Annotated in this window: 11 protein-coding genes; 2 read left to right on the forward strand and 9 right to left on the reverse strand. The window is 70.0% G+C overall.

Translation table 11 applies throughout. From position 1 onward, the window contains the following. Positions 1–124 precede the first annotated feature (124 nt). Positions 125–637, reverse strand: a complete 513-nt coding sequence (nrdR, locus tag AB0C82_RS09780) for a transcriptional regulator NrdR (protein ID WP_362838218.1) — start codon at positions 635–637, stop codon at positions 125–127. Positions 638–1,137: 500 nt separating this feature from the next. On the opposite strand from nrdR, the gene lexA reads away from it, so the two are divergent. Continuing rightward, the gene (lexA, locus tag AB0C82_RS09785) at positions 1,138–1,935 is read left to right on the forward strand and encodes a transcriptional repressor LexA (protein WP_362838221.1); all 798 of its coding nucleotides are present in this window, start codon (positions 1,138–1,140) and stop codon (positions 1,933–1,935) included. A 78-nt stretch (positions 1,936–2,013) separates the two neighbouring features. Here the strand turns inward: lexA and AB0C82_RS09790 are convergent, their stop codons facing one another. The 5 genes from AB0C82_RS09790 to AB0C82_RS09810 form a co-directional block, all read right to left on the reverse strand. Continuing rightward, complete coding sequence (locus AB0C82_RS09790) at positions 2,014–3,984, reverse strand: ATP-dependent DNA helicase (protein ID WP_362838223.1); 1,971 nt, start codon at positions 3,982–3,984, stop codon at positions 2,014–2,016. A 38-nt stretch (positions 3,985–4,022) separates the two neighbouring features. Further along, entirely contained in the window at positions 4,023–6,038 is a 2,016-nt protein-coding gene (locus tag AB0C82_RS09795; RefSeq protein WP_362838226.1) for an IucA/IucC family siderophore biosynthesis protein, read from the reverse strand. Positions 6,039–6,098: 60 nt separating this feature from the next. Next, the gene (locus AB0C82_RS09800) at positions 6,099–6,785 is read right to left on the reverse strand and encodes a GNAT family N-acetyltransferase (RefSeq protein ID WP_362838433.1); all 687 of its coding nucleotides are present in this window, start codon (positions 6,783–6,785) and stop codon (positions 6,099–6,101) included. Between the two features lie 94 nt (positions 6,786–6,879). Further along, entirely contained in the window at positions 6,880–8,766 is a 1,887-nt protein-coding gene (locus AB0C82_RS09805; RefSeq protein WP_362838228.1) for an IucA/IucC family protein, read from the reverse strand. 28 nt (positions 8,767–8,794) lie between these two features. After that, a complete protein-coding gene (locus AB0C82_RS09810; RefSeq protein WP_362838231.1) occupies positions 8,795–10,186 on the reverse strand; it encodes a diaminobutyrate--2-oxoglutarate transaminase family protein in 1,392 nt (463 codons plus the stop codon). A gap of 317 nt (positions 10,187–10,503) precedes the next feature. Here AB0C82_RS09810 and AB0C82_RS09815 point away from each other — a divergent pair, with 317 nt between their 5' ends. Next, positions 10,504–11,727: a hypothetical protein gene (locus AB0C82_RS09815; RefSeq protein ID WP_362838234.1), complete on the forward strand. Its 1,224-nt coding sequence runs from the start codon at positions 10,504–10,506 to the stop codon at positions 11,725–11,727. A gap of 96 nt (positions 11,728–11,823) precedes the next feature. On the opposite strand, the gene hflX is transcribed toward AB0C82_RS09815, so the two are convergent. From hflX to AB0C82_RS09830, 3 genes are all read right to left on the reverse strand, one after another. After that, positions 11,824–13,344, reverse strand: a complete 1,521-nt coding sequence (gene hflX, locus AB0C82_RS09820; protein ID WP_362838237.1) for a GTPase HflX — start codon at positions 13,342–13,344, stop codon at positions 11,824–11,826. 183 nt (positions 13,345–13,527) lie between these two features. Next, complete coding sequence (locus AB0C82_RS09825; RefSeq protein ID WP_362838240.1) at positions 13,528–14,979, reverse strand: M1 family metallopeptidase; 1,452 nt, start codon at positions 14,977–14,979, stop codon at positions 13,528–13,530. 85 nt (positions 14,980–15,064) lie between these two features. Continuing rightward, a complete protein-coding gene (locus tag AB0C82_RS09830) occupies positions 15,065–17,212 on the reverse strand; it encodes an HD domain-containing protein (protein WP_362838242.1) in 2,148 nt (715 codons plus the stop codon). Positions 17,213–17,351 lie beyond the last annotated feature (139 nt).

Raw genomic sequence — 17,351 nt, forward strand, 5'->3', positions numbered from 1 at the left:
TACCCAGTTCTTCCCAGGGCACAGTGTGTGTCTGATGCTCCGGGCGCCGCTGGCAGCGCCGGGAACAGGTCTTGGTACCGCCCTGCGTCCGGCCGGCAGACCTCCGCCGGCCGACCGGTGCCGATCAGTCGGCGGCGATGGCGGGCGCGGGGACCTCAAGGGTCTCGCCGCTCCCGCGTCCCTTCGCGGAAGGCCGTTGCTCGCGCAGTTGCGCGATGGCGGCCTCGAAGTCTTCGAGTGAGTTGAACGCCCGGTACACGGACGCGAACCGCAGGTACGCGACGAGGTCGAGTTCCTGAAGGGGGCCGAGTATGGCCAGACCCACGTCGTGGGTGGTCAGCTCGGCGCTGCCCGTGGCGCGCACCGCCTCCTCGACCCGCTGGCCGAGCTTGGCGAGTGCGTCCTCGGTGACGGGCCGCCCTTGGCACGCCTTGCGGACACCGGAGATGACCTTGGTGCGGCTGAAGGGTTCCGTCACGCCGCTGCGCTTGACCACCATCAGCGAGCAGGTCTCCACCGTCGTGAAACGGCGGGAGCAGTCGGGGCACTGGCGGCGGCGTCGGATCGACGTGCCGTCGTCGGTGGTGCGACTGTCGACGACCCTGCTGTCGGGGTGCCTGCAGAAGGGGCAGTGCATGGCTCCCAACCCTCCTTCACAGCACGACTGAATGGCCTCTCCAGGCCCTTCACGGACCCTTGGAAGCAGGCTCAAGCATAGGCGATCGCCGCTCCCCCGATGAACCAGGGACCACAACCTCTGGGCGACCGGGGCAATCCAACCACTAGATCTAGGGTTTCGCGTCACTTTCGGCCCTAGCGCGTGTCGCGCTCCCGTACCGCCGCCGCGACATGCGGCCAGCCATGAGGGTACGGGAAACGCGCGGCCCGCCGGATGCCGGGGCACCGGGTGGCAGACTGGCGCCGAACCCCCGGAAAAGGCCCCCCGCACACGCTTCGGGGACCGGCGGACGCTACCGTAATGATCCGAATTGCCGGTCGCCCCGAAGGGTGCCCATACACCCCGCTGTAAGCCCCAGGCGGGCCTTTATTTGTTTTTCACTCGAACGTGTGTTTGGCGCAACCTTTCGAAAGCTACTACCGTTGTCCAACTAGGGAGAACATTCGAGAGGGGCCGACGTGACCACGACCGCAGACAGTGCCACCATCACTGCCCAGGACCACCGCTCCCAGAGCCGACTTGAGCCGGTGCATGCAATGAATGACTCAGTCATGAACACGGAGGGGCAGGAGCCCACGCGTCCCGCGCGCTCCATGCCCGGCCGCCCACCAGGAATCCGGGCGGACAGCTCCGGGCTCACGGACCGGCAGCGGCGGGTGATCGAGGTCATTCGCGATTCGGTTCAGCGCCGGGGGTACCCGCCCTCGATGCGGGAGATCGGCCAGGCGGTAGGACTGTCCAGCACGTCGTCCGTCGCTCACCAGCTGATGGCCCTGGAGCGCAAGGGCTTCCTGCGTCGCGACCCCCATCGCCCCCGCGCGTACGAGGTCCGCGGTTCGGACCAGCCCAGCACCCAGCAGACCGACACGACGGGCAAGCCCGCCGCCTCGTACGTTCCGCTGGTCGGCCGGATCGCCGCCGGCGGCCCGATCCTCGCCGAGGAATCGGTCGAGGACGTCTTCCCGCTGCCCCGCCAGCTCGTGGGCGACGGAGAGCTCTTCGTCCTCAAGGTCGTCGGCGACTCGATGATCGAGGCCGCCATCTGTGACGGCGACTGGGTCACGGTCCGGCGCCAGCCGGTCGCCGAGAACGGGGACATCGTCGCGGCCATGCTGGACGGCGAGGCCACGGTCAAGCGGTTCAAGCGCGAGGACGGCCACGTATGGCTCCTCCCGCACAACTCCGCCTACCAGCCGATCCCCGGCGACGAGGCCACCATCCTCGGCAAGGTGGTGGCGGTCCTGCGGCGGGTCTGAAGCCTCGCCCGTTCCGACCGGGGCCCCGGGATGCACTGCGCCGATCCCGGGGCCCCGCCCTGTCTGCCGACAGGCCGCCTACCGCCCGTCGGCCTTGGCCGCCGTGTCGATGGCCGCGAGAGAGCGCCTCACCTGACCGCGGTCCGTGGTGTACCAGAAGTCGGGCAGGGAAGCGCGCAGGTAGCTTCCGTACCTCGCATTCGCCAGCCGGGGGTCGAGCACGGCGACCACTCCCTTGTCGCCCGTGGCCCGTACGAGCCGGCCGGCGCCCTGAGCCATCAGCAGGGCCGCATGGGTCGCCGCGACGGCCATGAACCCGCTACCTCCCGCCTCCTCGACCGCCTTCTGGCGGGCGCTCATCAGCGGGTCGTCGGGGCGCGGGAACGGAATCCGGTCCATGATCACGAGCTGGCAGCTCGCTCCGGGAACGTCGACGCCCTGCCAGAGCGACAGCGTGCCGAACAGACATGTCTCCGGATCCGCCGCGAAGCTCTTGATCAACTCGCCGAGCGTCTCCTCCCCCTGCAGAAGGATCGGCTTGCCGAGCCGGCCCCTCAGCTCCTCGGCCGCGGCCTGAGCCGCCCGCATGGAGGAGAAAAGCCCCAGGGTCCGGCCGCCGGCCGCCTCGATCAGCTCGGCGAGCTCGTCCAGCATGTCGGTGCGCGAACCCTCCCGTCCCGGCGTGGCCAGATGCCGGGCGACGTAGAGAATGCCCTGCTTCGGGTAGTCGAAGGGGGATCCGACGTCGAGCCCCTTCCACTGCGGGATGTCATCACCCGCCGTGCCCTCAGGAGCCAGCCCCAGTGAGGCTCCGACCCCGTTGAAATCCCCGCCCAGCTTCAGCGTCGCCGAGGTCAGGACGACGGAACGGTCGGCGAAGAGCTTCTCGCGGAGCAGGCCCGAGACGGAGAGCGGGGCTACCCGCACCGAGGCGCCGAAGCGGTCGTGCCGCTCGTACCAGACGACGTCGTACTCGGAGCCCTGGGTGATGCGCTCCGCCACACCGTGAATGGTCTCGACCGAGGCCATCGCCTGCTTACGGACCGCGTCCTCGTCCTGGACGGACTTGTCCCGGGTGGACCCCAGGGCGGAGATCACCGTACGGGCGGCGTCCCGCAGTGCCATCAGCGCGTATCCCAGGTCCTCCGGGACTTCTTCCAGACGGCCCGGAAGCGCCAATTCCATGACCCGCTCGAAGCCCTCCGACGCGGTCATGAGGGCATCGGCCGCCTTCTCGTTGACCAGCTTGGCCGCACGGCGCACCGCGCGGTTCACCTGGCCGGGCGTGAGCTCTCCCGTCGCCACGCCCGTCACCCGGGAAACCAGCTCATGGGCCTCGTCGACGATGAGCACCTCGTGCTGCGGGAGCACCGGGGCGCCTTCGATCGCGTCGATGGCGAGCAGGGCGTGATTGGTGACGACCACGTCGGCGAGCTTGGCCCGCTCCCTCGCCATCTCGGCGAAGCACTCGGCTCCGTACGCGCACTTCGAAGCCCCGAGGCACTCGCGGGAGGAGACGGAGATCTGTGCCCACGCCCGGTCCGAGACACCGGGAGTGAGATCGTCCCTGTCCCCGGTCTCCGTCTCGTCCGCCCAGTCCCGCATACGCAGCAGGTCCTGCCCCAGCTTGCTGGAGGGCGCGGCCGCCTCGAACTGATCGAAGAGACCGTCCTCCTCTTCCTGCGGCACTCCCTCGTGGAGCCGGTGCAGGCAGAGGTAGTTCGACCGGCCCTTGAGCATGGCGAACTGGGGCCTGCGCCGCAGTATCGGATGGAGGGCGTCGACCGTACGCGGAAGATCTCGCTCCACGAGCTGCCGCTGGAGCGCGAGGGTCGCCGTGGCCACCACGACGCGCTCCCCGTGCGCCAGTGCGGGCACCAGATATCCGAGGGACTTGCCCGTGCCGGTGCCGGCTTGGACCAGCAGATGGGAATGGTCGTCGACGGCGTCGGCAACGGCCTCGGCCATGCTGACCTGGCCAGGCCGCTCCGTACCGCCGACGGCGGTGACGGCGGCGTGGAGGAGTTCGGTGAGGGATGGCTTCGTCATAGCCCGACCAGCCTACGGCGCGGCACTGACAACGGTGCTCACTCCCGGACCCGGGCCACGGCGTGGAGCGGGTTGGGAACGGTGCCGTGGACAGCGGCGTGCGGGCGCTGCGGCCGGTCCCGGTAACCGTCCAGATGCAGCCGGTTGCGGTTGAGGCAGAGGCGCTCGATGCGGGGGGTCAGCATGTCGAACATCTCGAACCGGTCCTTCAGCTCGGGGAACCGGGCGTGATGCCTGAGGATTTCCGCCCGCAGGAGTGACCAGAATTCGTCCTCCGGAACTCCCAGCTGTTCCTCACACAGAGGAGAGAGGTAGCGGAAGACGCCGATGAACAGCCCGGAGTGGATGAACTGTGTAAGGAAGGAGGGGTGCTCCGTCAGCAGGATGCGGCGCACGGACTCCGGCATGCTGTCGTGCTCGGGCAGCGGATGTGCGCTGATGTTCACGTCGTCGACGAAGTCCTTGATCGCCAGACGCACCGGCACGTCCTGGCCGTCGAACACGACGATGGCGTTCTCTCCGTGCGGGGAGAAGACCGTGCCGTAGCGGTACAGGAAGTGCAGGAGCGGTGGCAGGAGCGCCGCGAAGAGCCGCGTCAGCCATGCGGTGGGTGTCAGCCCGGACCGGCTGACCAGCTCCGCGACGAACGCGCGTCCCTCCGGGTCGGTGTGGAGCAGCGAGGCCAGCGTGCGGGCTCGCTCCCCCGGGGCGAGCCGGGGGTGCAGGGGCTCGCGCCAGATCGCGCCCAGTATCTCCTTGAACTGGTAGGGCGTCTCAGGGAGACGGTCGTACAGCGGGTGCTCGACGGCCACGGAGGCGACCTCTCCGAGGAGAATGACGCCGCAGGTGTCCCGGAGGAACGGATCGGACTCGCACCGCCCCTGGACCCAGGCGGTGACAGCCGGAGCCGCGAGGGTTCGCTCGGTGGGCAGGCCGCGCCAGACGAGTGTGTTGAGGATGGACAGCGGCAGCTTGACCGTGTGCCTGTCCTTCCGCGCCACGTTGGAGAACGTCCGGATGGACTGCTGCGGAAGGCGGAGATCGGTATCGGCGTGCAGCGGCACGATGTCGCCGTCCGCGATCGCCGGGGCGAAGTGCGGCATGATCCACTCGTCCCACTGCCAGGGGTGGACCGGAAGGAACAGGTATTCCTGGGGGTCGAGGGCCCGGGCGCGCAGCTCGGCGTCGAACGACGCGCGGACGGAGGGGTCGAGTTCCTGGGCGTACAACTGCTCGGGGGTCGCCAGACGGGGTACTCCCCTGTATCCGGCGATGCGGGTGCTGACGGCGATCCAGGGCAGCCGGACCGTACGGCGCGCTTCGGGGGCGAAGCGGGCCATGTCCTCGGCGGAGAATCCGAGACGCCCCTTGTTGGCGACGAGCCAGGGATGGCCGGTCTGATGGCCTTCGAGCTCGGCGTAGTCCAGCTCCGCCAGACGGGCCGCGCTGACGGCCGTGTGATCGGTCCGGGCATCGGCGGCGAGCGTGGTCGTGAGCTCGCGGATGAGGTGGCCCAGCGTGGCGCCGTCGATTCCCAGCAGCCGGTGGGCGCGGGCCAGGAACCGCAGGGGGTCACGGAAGGGGCGCGGCTCGGAACGTGCGGCGCCGGTCAGCTCCGCGGGGATTCCCGCATGATCTTCGGCGCTGTGCGAGGCGTCGTCCCGGGTGCGCGGCGCGGCGTCAGGTTCGGTGTGCTGCGGGGCGCTGACCTCGGCGTCCTGCGCGGCTGCCCCTTCGGTGTGCTGCGCCGTGTTGCTCTCGGTGATCGAGGCCCTGGTGCTCTCCGTGATCGAGCCGGCGTCCACGCGCCAGCTCCCGTAGACGCCGCGCCGGGCCCGGAAGGTCAGCGTCGCGCCGTCGTCGAGCGTAAGGGAGTAGGTGTCCCCCGCCTGGCCCAGCGCGGTCGGGCGGATGACTTCCTCGTAGGCGAACTCGCCGAGCATTTTCGCCAGCAGCCGGACCGAGGCCCGGTCCCAGCCTGTCCGGTTCAGTTCCGGAGCGCTGTGCAGCGCGCGGGGCTCCGCCGAGTCATTGCTCGCAGGAAGTTTCGGCACAGGGACTCCTCCGGGTGGAACCGATGGGGTTCGAGCGGTGTATGTAAGTCAGCGAGCTGTTCACAGTTGGGCACGATGGGCTCGGTCTCGAATCATCAAGGCGGCTCTTTTGCCGGGCAGTTCGACTTCCGCCGAGAAGCGGAAGCCGGCGCTCAGGAAGGCTGCGACGGAGGGGGTGTTACGCATGTCCGGTTCGGCGACCACACGTGCGCACAGGGGAAGGTTGTCGAGTACGAGGTCGGAGACGGCACGCAGCAGCGTGGTGCCCACGCCGCGGCCACGGTCGGTCACGCCGCCGATCAGCAGGTGGATACCCGTGTCATGGGGTCTGGCCGGGTAGTGGCGCGCCAGCGGGTCCAGATCTGCCCGGTAGATCTCCCAGTAGCTCATGGGAGTACCTCCGAGAACTCCTAGGCAGGGCACGCTCCGCCCGTCCCCTTCCAGCTGCGGACGGAGGTGGTCTGCGGTGACGGATTCGGCTCCGGCGAGATCCCAGAAGGCAGCGACAGCGGGGTCGTTCATCCATCTGGTGATGAGCGCGAGGTCCCGCTCCAGCCGTGCCGGCACGAGCTGGAAGACACCGGCGGGGGTGGTGACCGGGCGCCAGGCCGCGGGGTCGCCGAGCAGATCGGAGGTCGTTGGCCGTGTGGCGGGCAGTGCGGTGTCGTCACCGAAGAGGGCGAGTAGTTCCTCGGAGAGCCTCAGGTCCAGGGTGTCTTCGGCGCCCGTGACGAGTTGCGGGGCGATGTCCGTTCCGGTGTCCGTGTCCGTGTGCGCGTCGGCCGGAGGCACGTGACGCTCTCCTCTCATGGGTTCGGATGGCCATGGTGTTCGGGATCTTTCAGGGGTGCAGGGGGTTGGCGATGGTGACGTAGACGGACTGGGTGTCGACCGGGCCCACGAGCTCGTCGAGGCCGTGCAGCCGGGTCAGGAGGTTCGCCTTGCAACGCAGTTGGGGCGCCTCCAGCAGGTAGGCGGGAAGGGGGGAGCCGAGTCCTGAGACTCCGTCGAGGAAGCGACGGAAGGCGGCAAGGAGCACCTGCTCGTCCGCGAGACGCTGGGAGCCGAAGGCTCCGACGAGTCCGAGGACGTTGTTGATGCCCAGGTAGTAGGCGAAGCGCTCGTCGGTGACCGGGTCCGGGACGAAGGTGTCGCTGAGTGCGCCGATGCCTGGCAGCCTGCTCTCGAGTGCGGCCCGGTGGGACTCGCGGAAGTAGTAGCCCTGGTTGTCCCGGTAACGGCCTCCGATGGGCCAGCCGTCGGGGTCGAGCATCACCAGCGTGTTCTGCTGGTGGGCTTCCAGGGCGACTCCGGCCGTGGCATCGAGCCAGAGCACGGGCCTCACGACTCGGTCCAGGTAGCGCAGGAACCACTCGGCGGAGACAGCGGCCTTGGTCCGGCCGGTGCGTGCGGCGAGCTGGGAGACGCATTCGGCCAGGCGCGAGTGCATCCCGGCGCGGTCCGGCCAGGGGCGCGGGGCGGTGAGCCCGGCGATGCACACCGCGTCGTCCTTGGGGCCGAACGGGTTGTGCCGGAGCATGGCGTCGAGTCCCGCGACCGGTTCGCCCTCCGGGGAGTCGACTGCCATCCAGGCGGGGTCCCTGACGATGTCGAAGCCGGGGTGGACCTTGTGCCACTGCTCGGCGAGGCCGCTGCGCAGGAGCCTGTGGACCTCCGCTCCGCGGTGGAGTTCCTTGCGGAGATTCTCCCGACGGGAGTTGGTGATGCGTACGCCCAGGGACAGCTTCAGCATGAGTTCCGCACCGGGCTGGTGCACGGTGCGTACGGAGGAGGTGGGGTGCCAGTGCTTTCCGTGCGCGCCGAGGTCATGGAGAAGGCCGGCCTCGACCAGCGCGCCGACTTCCGGGCGGCGCAGCAGTTCGCCGGCCTGCCAGGGGTGGAGTGGGAGGGCCGTGGTTCCGTCGGGAACGCGCAGGCCATCGGCGTGCGGTGCGAGGAGATCCTCGGCGGTCACCGGGCGGCCCCCCTGTGTCCAGGCCGATTCAGTGGCCAGGAGAGACCGGTGGACACCCATCCAGTGCAGGGGGAAGGAGCCGTGCAACTCGGGTGAGTAGAGCCGGATCTCGGCCTCGGAGAGGCCTTCGCGGCTCTTCGGCGTGGGGTGCAGGGGGTGGCCGAGGAGGAGTGCCTGTTCGGCGGTGAGGAACAGGTCGGCCACGGCCGGCGAGGTGGTTGTGCGTCGCCGTTCCTCGATGAACGCAGCCGTGTGCCGGACCGAATCGGCCACCCTGGCCACCAGATCGTTGCCCGCGCCCCGGTCGGCCTCGCGGTGCAGGAGAGCAGCGAGGGTGACGGCATCCACGGGCGGCGCGGACTCGGGCGCTGTCTCGAGGGTGGGCGCACCGAAGCGGTGCCATCCGGTGGCGGACCAGTAGAGGACCGGGGCGAGCAGGGCGGTGCCGCTGGCGGGGAGCGGGATGCGCAGGGTGCCGCGGTCCGGGCGGCGGAGATCGTTCTCCCGGGCCCAGCAGCGCAGGAGATTCTCGGTGCCGGCCGCGTCCGCCGCCCGGAGCGGGTCCGGATGGTCGAGGAGGTCCTGTGCCGCGCCGACGGGTGCGCTCATGGCGGAACGCCGGTCTGATCGGGGCGCGGTCTTCTGGCGCGGGACGGTCGTCGCCTCGACTGCCACGGGGCTGTCCGGTCCGTCCTGCCCGGGGCGAGGGCTGGTGAGAGGGCCGTCGGCCTCGGGCGCGGGGTTGGGGTTCACGGCGGTCTTCCTTACGAGGGATCCGGGATCAGCGGTGCGGCCCGGCAGTGGTCCGACGGTGCGGTGAGCGCTCTGCGGCTGCCAGTGCGTCGGCGAGGCGGTCGACGACCGCTGTTGCCTGTTCGTCGGTGAGAGTCAGGGGAGGGAGCAGACGTACGACGGCGGAGTGACGTCCGCCCAGCTCGACGATGAGGCCGCGGGTCAGGCACTCCTGCTGGACCATCGCGGCGAGGCTCGGGTCCGGCGGCGGGGCGGTGGGGTACTCGGACCGGCCGGAGGGGACGGCTGCTTCCGGGTCGACCAGTTCCATGCCGATCATCAGTCCGCGGCCCCGGACGTCCCCGATGCTGGGATGGTCCGCTCGCAGCGCTTGCAGGCGCGTGAGCATCCGTGCTCCCAGCGTCGCGGCGCGTTCCGCCAGCCGGTTCTCGCGCACGTACTTGAGCGTGGCCGCGCCGGCGGCCATGGCCAGTTGGTTGCCACGGAAGGTGCCTGCGTGCGCGCCGGGCTGCCAGAGGTCGAGCTCGGACCGGTAGACGATCACCGCGAGTGGGAGGGAGCCACCGATGGCTTTGGACAGCACCATCACATCGGGCACGATGCCGCTGTGCTCGACCGCCCAGAAGGCACCGGTCCTGCCGACACCGGTCTGCACCTCGTCGGCGATGAGCGGGATGCCGCGCGCCGCGGTGATCTCCCGCATACGGCGCAGCCAGTTGTCGGGGGCCGGGTTCACTCCGCCCTCGCCCTGGACGGGCTCCACGATCATCCCGGCGGGAGCGGGCACCCCCGCCTTCGGGTCGTCCAGGAGGTGTTGCGTCCAGTGAGCCGCGATCTCCGCACCGCGTTCCCCGCCCACACCGAACGGGCAGCGGTACTCCTGCGGGAAGGGCAGCCGAGTCACTTGTACGTCGGGGGCACCGCCGGACGCCGCAAGCGCCCCGGCCGTCATCCCGTGGTAGGCGCCGGTGAAGGCCAGGAGTCCGGCGCGGCCGGTCGCTGCGCGCACCAGTTTGAACGCGGCCTCGACGGCGTCCGTTCCGGCGGGCCCGCAGAACTGGATCCGGGCGTCCTGCGCGAACTGCCGGGGCAGGGTGGCGAACAGCTCGGTCGTGAACGCGTCCTTGACCGGGGTGGCGAGGTCGAGCACATGCAGGGGTGCGCCGGAGTCGATGACCTTCCTGATCGCCTCGAGCACCACCGGATGGTTGTGGCCGAGCGCCAGAGTGCCCGCCCCTGACAGGCAGTCGAGATAGCGCCGCCCGTCCGCGCCTTCGATGGTCAGCCCCCGTGCCCGTACCGGCACGATCGGCAGGGACCGCGCGTAGGTACGGGCCGCCGATTCACGCTGTGACTGGCGTCGCAGAATTCCCTCGTGGGCGGGGGGCGATGCCACCGGAGCTGGTTCGGTCACGGCCACGGCTGTTGATCCTCCTGCTGTAAACAGTTGCGTTGCACGTCAGTACGTTGCCCCCGGGGAAGGGCCGTGACGGTGAACGCTGCCCGGGTGTCCCCCTTACGTACCAACGACGCGGGTCGCGGAGGATCACGGGTAAATCGGAAGATCCTTGCGGTGGCGGAACCATGGCCCTGGTGAGCGCCGTCCCCATCGGCACCGGCATAGTGGGGCGCGCACCGGGGGCCGGCCGTTCCGGCGTCCTGTGTGCGCGGCGCGCCACCACTCGCCGCCGCGCCTTACCGAAGTAACGAGTGACGAAGTCCCAGGGGGATCACCACATGCGACCCATTCGCCCGACCGACGCCGCACGCCGTGGGAGGAGCGCACGTCGCAAGCTCTCCCCCGTGCTCGCCGCCGCGTCTCTCGCGACCGTTCTCGCGCTCACCGCCACCGCCTGCGGCCCGAGCGAGGACGAAGCGAGCAACAAGCCGACCGACTCCGTGAGCCAGCCGTCCGACGGCAAGATCACGATCCCGGACGATCTCAAGGACCGGCTCAAGGAGCACGGGATCGACCTCGACGAGTGGAAGGGCGGCGAGTGGAAGAACTGGGACAGGGAGAAGTGGCTGCGCGAGGCCAAGGACTACGTCAACCCGATCATCGAGGACCTCTGGGACCCGGACCGGATGCGGGATGCCGACAAGTCCCCGGAGAAGCCTGTCGACAACGACATCTCGGGTGACGACGGCGTGACGGACCCGACGCCGGCTCCGGTGTCGGCGGCCCCCCTGGCGACTCCGTACCACGACAACGCGCCGGAGTCGGGCAAGCTCCTCTTCGACGGACCCGAAGGCTCGATGGTCTGCTCCGCGACCGTCGTGAAGGACCCCGCGCACCCCGGCAAGTCCAACATGGTGTGGACCGCCGGACACTGCGTGCACGCGGGCAAGAAGGGCGGCTGGTACCGCAACATCGCCTTCGTCCCGGCGTACAACAACACCGGGCTTTCCGTCGCCGAGCTCGAGAACGCGACCAAGGAGCAGATCGCTCCGTACGGCGTGTGGTGGGGCCAGTGGGCCCAGACCTCCGAGCAGTGGATCTCCCAGGGCGCCTCGGTCGGCGGCCAGGGCGCCCCGTACGACTTCGCGGTCCTGCACGTGACGCCGGAGAAGGGCGCCACGGGCAAGTCCCTGGAGGAGACGGTCGGTTCCGCGCTTCCGGTCGAGTTCAACGCCCCGGCCGTGCCCGAGATCGCAGACATGACGGCCACCGGCTACCCGGCGGCCCCGCCGTTCGACGGGCAGAAGGCGCTCCAGTGCAAGGACAAGCCGGGCCGCCTCTCGATCTTCGAGGCCCAGCCGACGATGTACCGCATCGGCTGCACGATGACGGGCGGCTCCTCCGGCGGCGGCTGGGTCGCGGCGGGCCAGGACGGCAAGCCCGCGCTGGTCTCCAACACCTCCATCGGCCCGGTGACGGCCGGCTGGCTGGCCGGTCCGCGCCTCGGCGCCGAGGCCAAGGGTGTATTCGACTCGGTCAGCGAGAAGTTCGCCGGCCGGTAGGACTCAGCAGGAGTTCGGCGGCGGCATGACGAAGGCCCGGTCCCTCTCGGAGAGGGACCGGGCCTTCGGGTTGTCCGGTAAAGCTGTGCCGGACCGTCAGCCGGTCACGGGAACGAACGTCGAGAGATCCGCGGCCAGTTCCTCATGGACGCGTGCCCTGAGCAGCGTGCCCTCCGGGGTGTGCTCCTCGGAGAGGACCTCGCCCTCGGCGTGCACCCGGGAGACCAGCGCTCCCTGGATGTACGGCACGAGCGCCTCGACCTCGACGGACGGCCGCGGCAGTTCCGCGTCGATCAGCGCGAGCAGTTCGTCGATACCGGCGCCGGTCCGCGCCGAGACGGCGATCGCGTGCTTCTCGATACGCAACAGCCGCTGCAGCACGACCGGGTCGGCCGCGTCAGCCTTGTTGATGACCACGATCTCGGGTACGTCGACCGCACCGACTTCGCGGATGACCTCACGGACTGCGGCGAGCTGCTCCTCCGGCACCGGGTGGGAGCCGTCCACGACGTGCAGGATCAGGTCGGACTCGCCGACCTCCTCCATCGTGGAGCGGAACGCCTCGACGAGGTGGTGCGGGAGGTGCCGTACGAACCCGACGGTGTCGGCCAGGGTGTAGGTCCGGCCGCTCGGTGACTCGGCCCGGCGCACGGTCGGGTCGAGGGTGGCGAACAGCGAGTTCTCCACCAGGACGCCCGCACCGGTCAACCGGTTGAGCAGAGAGGACTTGCCCGCGTTGGTGTATCCGGCGATGGCGACCGAGGGCACCTTGTTGCGCCTGCGCTCCTGGCGCTTGATCTCGCGGCCCGTCTTCATCTCCGCGATCTCCCGGCGCATCTTCGCCATCTTCTCGCGGATCCGGCGCCGGTCCGTCTCGATCTTGGTCTCACCGGGACCACGCGTGGCCATTCCGCCACCGCCGCTGGACCCGCCGCCACCCATCTGCCGGGAGAGCGACTGACCCCAGCCGCGCAGTCGCGGCAGCATGTACTGCATCTGTGCCAGCGACACCTGCGCCTTGCCCTCCCGGGACTTGGCGTGCTGGGCGAAGATGTCCAGGATCAGGGCGGTGCGGTCGACCACCTTGACCTTGACGACGTCTTCCAGGTGAATCAGCTGGCCGGGGCTCAGCTCACCGTCGCAGACGACGGTGTCGGCCCCGGTTTCGAGAACGATGTCGCGCAGTTCGAGCGCCTTGCCGGAACCGATGTAGGTGGCCGGATCCGGCTTGTCGCGCCGCTGGAACACGGCGTCGAGCACCTGGGAACCGGCTGTCTCGGCGAGCGCCGCGAGCTCCGCGAGGGAGATCTCCGCGTCATGCACGGTGCCGGAGGTCCAGACACCGACCAGCACGACGCGCTCAAGGCGTAGCTGGCGGTACTCGACCTCGGTGACGTCCTCCAGCTCGGTGGAGAGACCCGCCACGCGCCGCAGCGCCGTTCGGTCCGAGCGGTCCAGCTGATCGCCGTCCCGCTCTCCGTCGATCTCGTGGCTCCAGGCGACGTCCTCTTCCATCAGGGCGTCGGCCCGCAGGCCCTCGGTGAGGCTTTCGGTGACATTCTCCGTAGCGCTCTGCGCCTTCTGCGCGTCCTGGGGAAAGGAAGAAGAGGAGGTCATTGGATCCTTACGTCGATGAAATTCACTTACGTCAGTCACAACGTGTGACCTCGCCGGATGATTCCCCTGCCGGGTATCCGGTCCGGCTGCCGCGCCGACCCGTCGATAGTGGCATGGCGCCACCTGGCCCGTCACTCGGGTTTACCGGTCCCTCCGGCGCCGTCCGCCGGGGCAGTGGGCGGGTCACCGAGTCGTGGGCTTCTCGCTGCGCCAGTCCGGGTGGCCCGGCATGGGCGGTGTCTTCTCGCCGTACAGCCAGGCCTGGAAGAAGGCGCTCAGATCGCGGCCCGCGATCTGGGAGGCGAGTTGCGTGAAGTCCGCGGTTGTCGCGGATCCGTCCTTGTGGCGCCGCACCCAGGTGCGCTCCAGCCGGCCGAACGCGGCGGTGCCGATCTCCTGCCGCAGGGCGTAGAGGACCAGTGCGCTCCCGTCGTACACCACCGGCCTGAACAGGCTGATCTTGCGGCCCGGCTCAGGGGCGTCGGGATGCGCGGGCGGGCCGCCGGCGGCCCGCCAGGCGTCGGACCTGGCGTAGGCCTGGCGCATCCGGCGTTCGAGCGGCTGCTCGGCGTGCTCCTCGGCGTACCGGGCCTCGTACCAGCTGGCGTGTCCTTCGTTCAGCCACAGGTCGGACCAGGTCTTCGGGGAGACGCTGTTGCCGAACCACTGGTGTGCGAGCTCGTGCACCATGATCGAGTCGACGTACCACTCGGGATATCCGGCTTCGGTGAACAGGGACCGTTCGAAGAGCGAAAGCGTCTGCGTCTCCAGCTCGAAGCCCGTCTCCGTGTCGGCGACGAGCAGCCCGTACGTCTCGAAGGGATACCGCCCGACCTGGCGCTCCATCCACTCCATCTGCGCCGACGTCTTCTTCAGCCAGGGCTCCAGCTTCTGCCGGTCCGCGTCCGGCACGACGTCGCGCAGCGGCAGTCCGTCGGGCCCCGTGCGGTGCAGGACCGCGGAGCGGCCGATGGACACCTGGGCCAGCTCGGTGGCCATCGGGTGCTCGGTGCGGTAGGTCCAGGTGGTCGCGGCGCCGTTGCGCTCGGTACCGACGGGCAGTCCGTTGGCCACGGCGGTCAGCTTCTCGGGGGCGGTGATCCTGAAGGTGAAGTACGCCTTGTCCGCCGGGTGGTCGTTGCCCGGGAAGACGCGGTGTGCGGCGTCCGCCTGGTTGGCCATGGCCAGGCCGTCGGCGGTGCGCAGCCAACCGCCGTCGGCGCGGCTGCCGTTCGGGTCGCTGGTGTGGCGGACGGTGATGTGCAGGGGCACTCCGGCGGGGAGCGCCGCGGGTGCCTGGACGACCAGGTCCTCGCCCTTCGTCCCGAACTCGGAGACCAGGCCGTTGACTTCGACCGCACTGACCTTGCCCCGCGCGAAGTCGAGGTTGACGCGCTCCAGCGGCTGGGTGGTCCGGGCCTCGATCTTGGTGACGGCGTCCAGGGGCTTGCTGTTGCTTCCGTGGTACGTGAACGCGATGTCGTACGAGAGGACGTCGTATCCGGGGTTGCCGAGCTGGGGGAAGAGTCTGTCTCCGATGCCGAGCGGCTCGGGCGCGGGCAGGGTGGCGGCGACGAGGGTGGCCGAGGCGGTGGCCAGCAGGGCGGCGCGCAGTCGACGGGAGGTGAGCGGCATGGACTACGGCTACCAGCGACCGTCCGCTCCGTCGGGGTGCCGCGCGCCGTACCACCCGAACGAGATCTTCCGGGGACCAGGGGTGTCAGGTGGTGGTCGTCTGGTGCTGTGCGCGGCTCACGTCGTACACACCGGGCACGTCCCGCATGGCACGCATGAGTCCGGGCAGTCCGGCGGCGTCGGGGATGTGCAGCGTGTAGGTGTGCCGGACCCGCTGCTCGCTCGGCGGTTCCACGGTGGCGGAGACGATGGCGGCGTCGGCCGCGGCGATGGCTTCGGTGAGGTCGGCGAGGAGCCTGGGCCGTCCGAAGGACTCGGCGACGAGGGTGACCCGGCACTCCCCCGCGTCCCGCCGGTCCCCGTCGTCGTTCCAGCGGGCCCCGACCGGTGGCCGCCCGTCGGCCCTCATCCGGGCCACCGCCGGACACTCCCGGCGGTGCACGGTGACGGCGCCGCCGCGCACGGTGAAGCCCGTGACCTCGTCCGGGGGTACGGGGGTACAGCATCCGGCGAGGCGTACCGCGGTCCCTGGCCCGTCCACGGCGACACTCGCGACACGCGCCCCCTGCTTGTTGCGGCTGTCCGGTGTCTCGTCCGCGGGCTGCTGGGGCTGGGGCTGCCTGCGGGGGTCGGGCTGGCCGACCAGCCCCTGCGTGTCGTCCGGATGGGCGTCGAGCCATCCGGTGATGGCGATCCGCGCGGCCGCGGTGCGTGCGTGGTCGAGCCAGTCGGGAGAGGGGCCGGACGTCGCGTCGCTGCTGAGCAGGGGCTGCACGGTGTCGCCGTCGCTCAGGACGGTGCTGAGCGTGGCGAGCCGCCCGTTGACCCGGGCCCCGATGCAGCCGTGGGCCTCCTCGCCGTACTGCGCGTACGCGGCGTCGACACAACTCGCGCCCGCGGGCAGACCGAGCGTCCCTCCCTCGGTCGAGAAGACGGTGATCTCACGGTCCTGGGCGAGGTCGGCGTGGAGCGTGGTCCAGAAGGTGTCCGGGTCGGGGGCGGACTCCTGCCAGTCGAGGAGCCGGGAGAGCCAGCCGGGCCGGGTCGGGTCGGCGCGCTCCCCGTCCGCCGGTTCGGACTGCTGGGCCGCGGTGCCGTCGGGGGTGTACGGGTTCCCGAGTGCCACGACGCCCGCTTCGGCGACCTTGTGCATCCGGTGCGTACGGATGAGGACTTCGGCGACGGCACCGTCCCGCCCGACGACCGCGGTGTGCAGCGACTGGTACAGGTTGAACTTCGGGGCCGCGATGAAGTCCTTGAACTCGGAGATCACGGGCGTGAAGCAGGTGTGGAGTTCGCCTAGGACCGCGTAGCAGTCGGCGTCCTCGGCGACCAGGACGAGCAGACGTCCGAAGTCGGTTCCACGCAGTTCGCCGCGTTTGACCCTGACACGGTGGACGGAGACGAAGTGACGGGGCCTGATCATGACCTCGGCGGAGATGTCGGCGTCCCGGAGCGTCGTCGTGACGCGCTCGGCGATCTCGGTCAGGGGGTCCTCGTCGCCGCCGGAGCCGGCGATCAGGGCCCGGGTGTGTTCGTACTCCTCCGGGTGGAGGATCGCGAAGGCGAGATCTTCCAGCTCCGTCTTGAGCGCCTGCACGCCGAGCCGTTCGGCGAGGGGGATGAGGACGTCCCGGGTGACCTTGGCGATCCTGGCCTGTTTCTCGGGCCGCATCACCCCGAGCGTGCGCATGTTGTGCAGCCGGTCGGCGAGTTTGATCGACATCACCCGGACGTCGTTCCCGGTGGCGACGAGCATCTTGCGGAAGGTCTCGGGTTCCGCAGCCGCCCCGTAGTCGACCTTCTCCAGTTTGGTGACGCCGTCGACGAGGTAGCAGACCTCTTCGCCGAACTGCGCGCGCACCTGATCGAGCGTCACCTCCGTGTCCTCCACCGTGTCGTGGAGGAGGGAGGCCGTCAACGTGGTGGTCTCGGCGCCCAGTTCGGCGAGGATCAGGGTTACGGCGAGAGGGTGCGTGATGTAGGGCTCGCCGCTCTTGCGCATCTGGCCGCGGTGCGAGGACTCCGCCAGGACGTACGCCCTGCGCAGGATGGTCAGGTCGGCGTCCGGATGGTGGGCCCGGTGGGCGTCGGCGACGTGGCCGATGGCATCGGGCAGACGGCCGCGGGAGGCCGGGCCGAGCAGCGCCACGCGGCCGATCCTGCGGAGATCGATCCGGGGACGGCTCCGCCTGCGAAGGGGAGCACCTGGATTGGTGGCCTCTGCACTCATGGGGCACCTCCGGCAAACGTCGACCGGCGGTGAGGAGGCGCGGATGCGTCCCCGGGCCGGTGCTTGATGCTACCGACCCCACCACGTGGCGCAGTCCGCCTCTCGCTCAGCGTGAAACGGATCACCCATTCGAGCGAAG

Origin of the sequence: Streptomyces sp. NPDC048560 (assembly GCF_040650955.1) — a bacterium.
Lineage (GTDB): Bacteria > Actinomycetota > Actinomycetes > Streptomycetales > Streptomycetaceae > Streptomyces.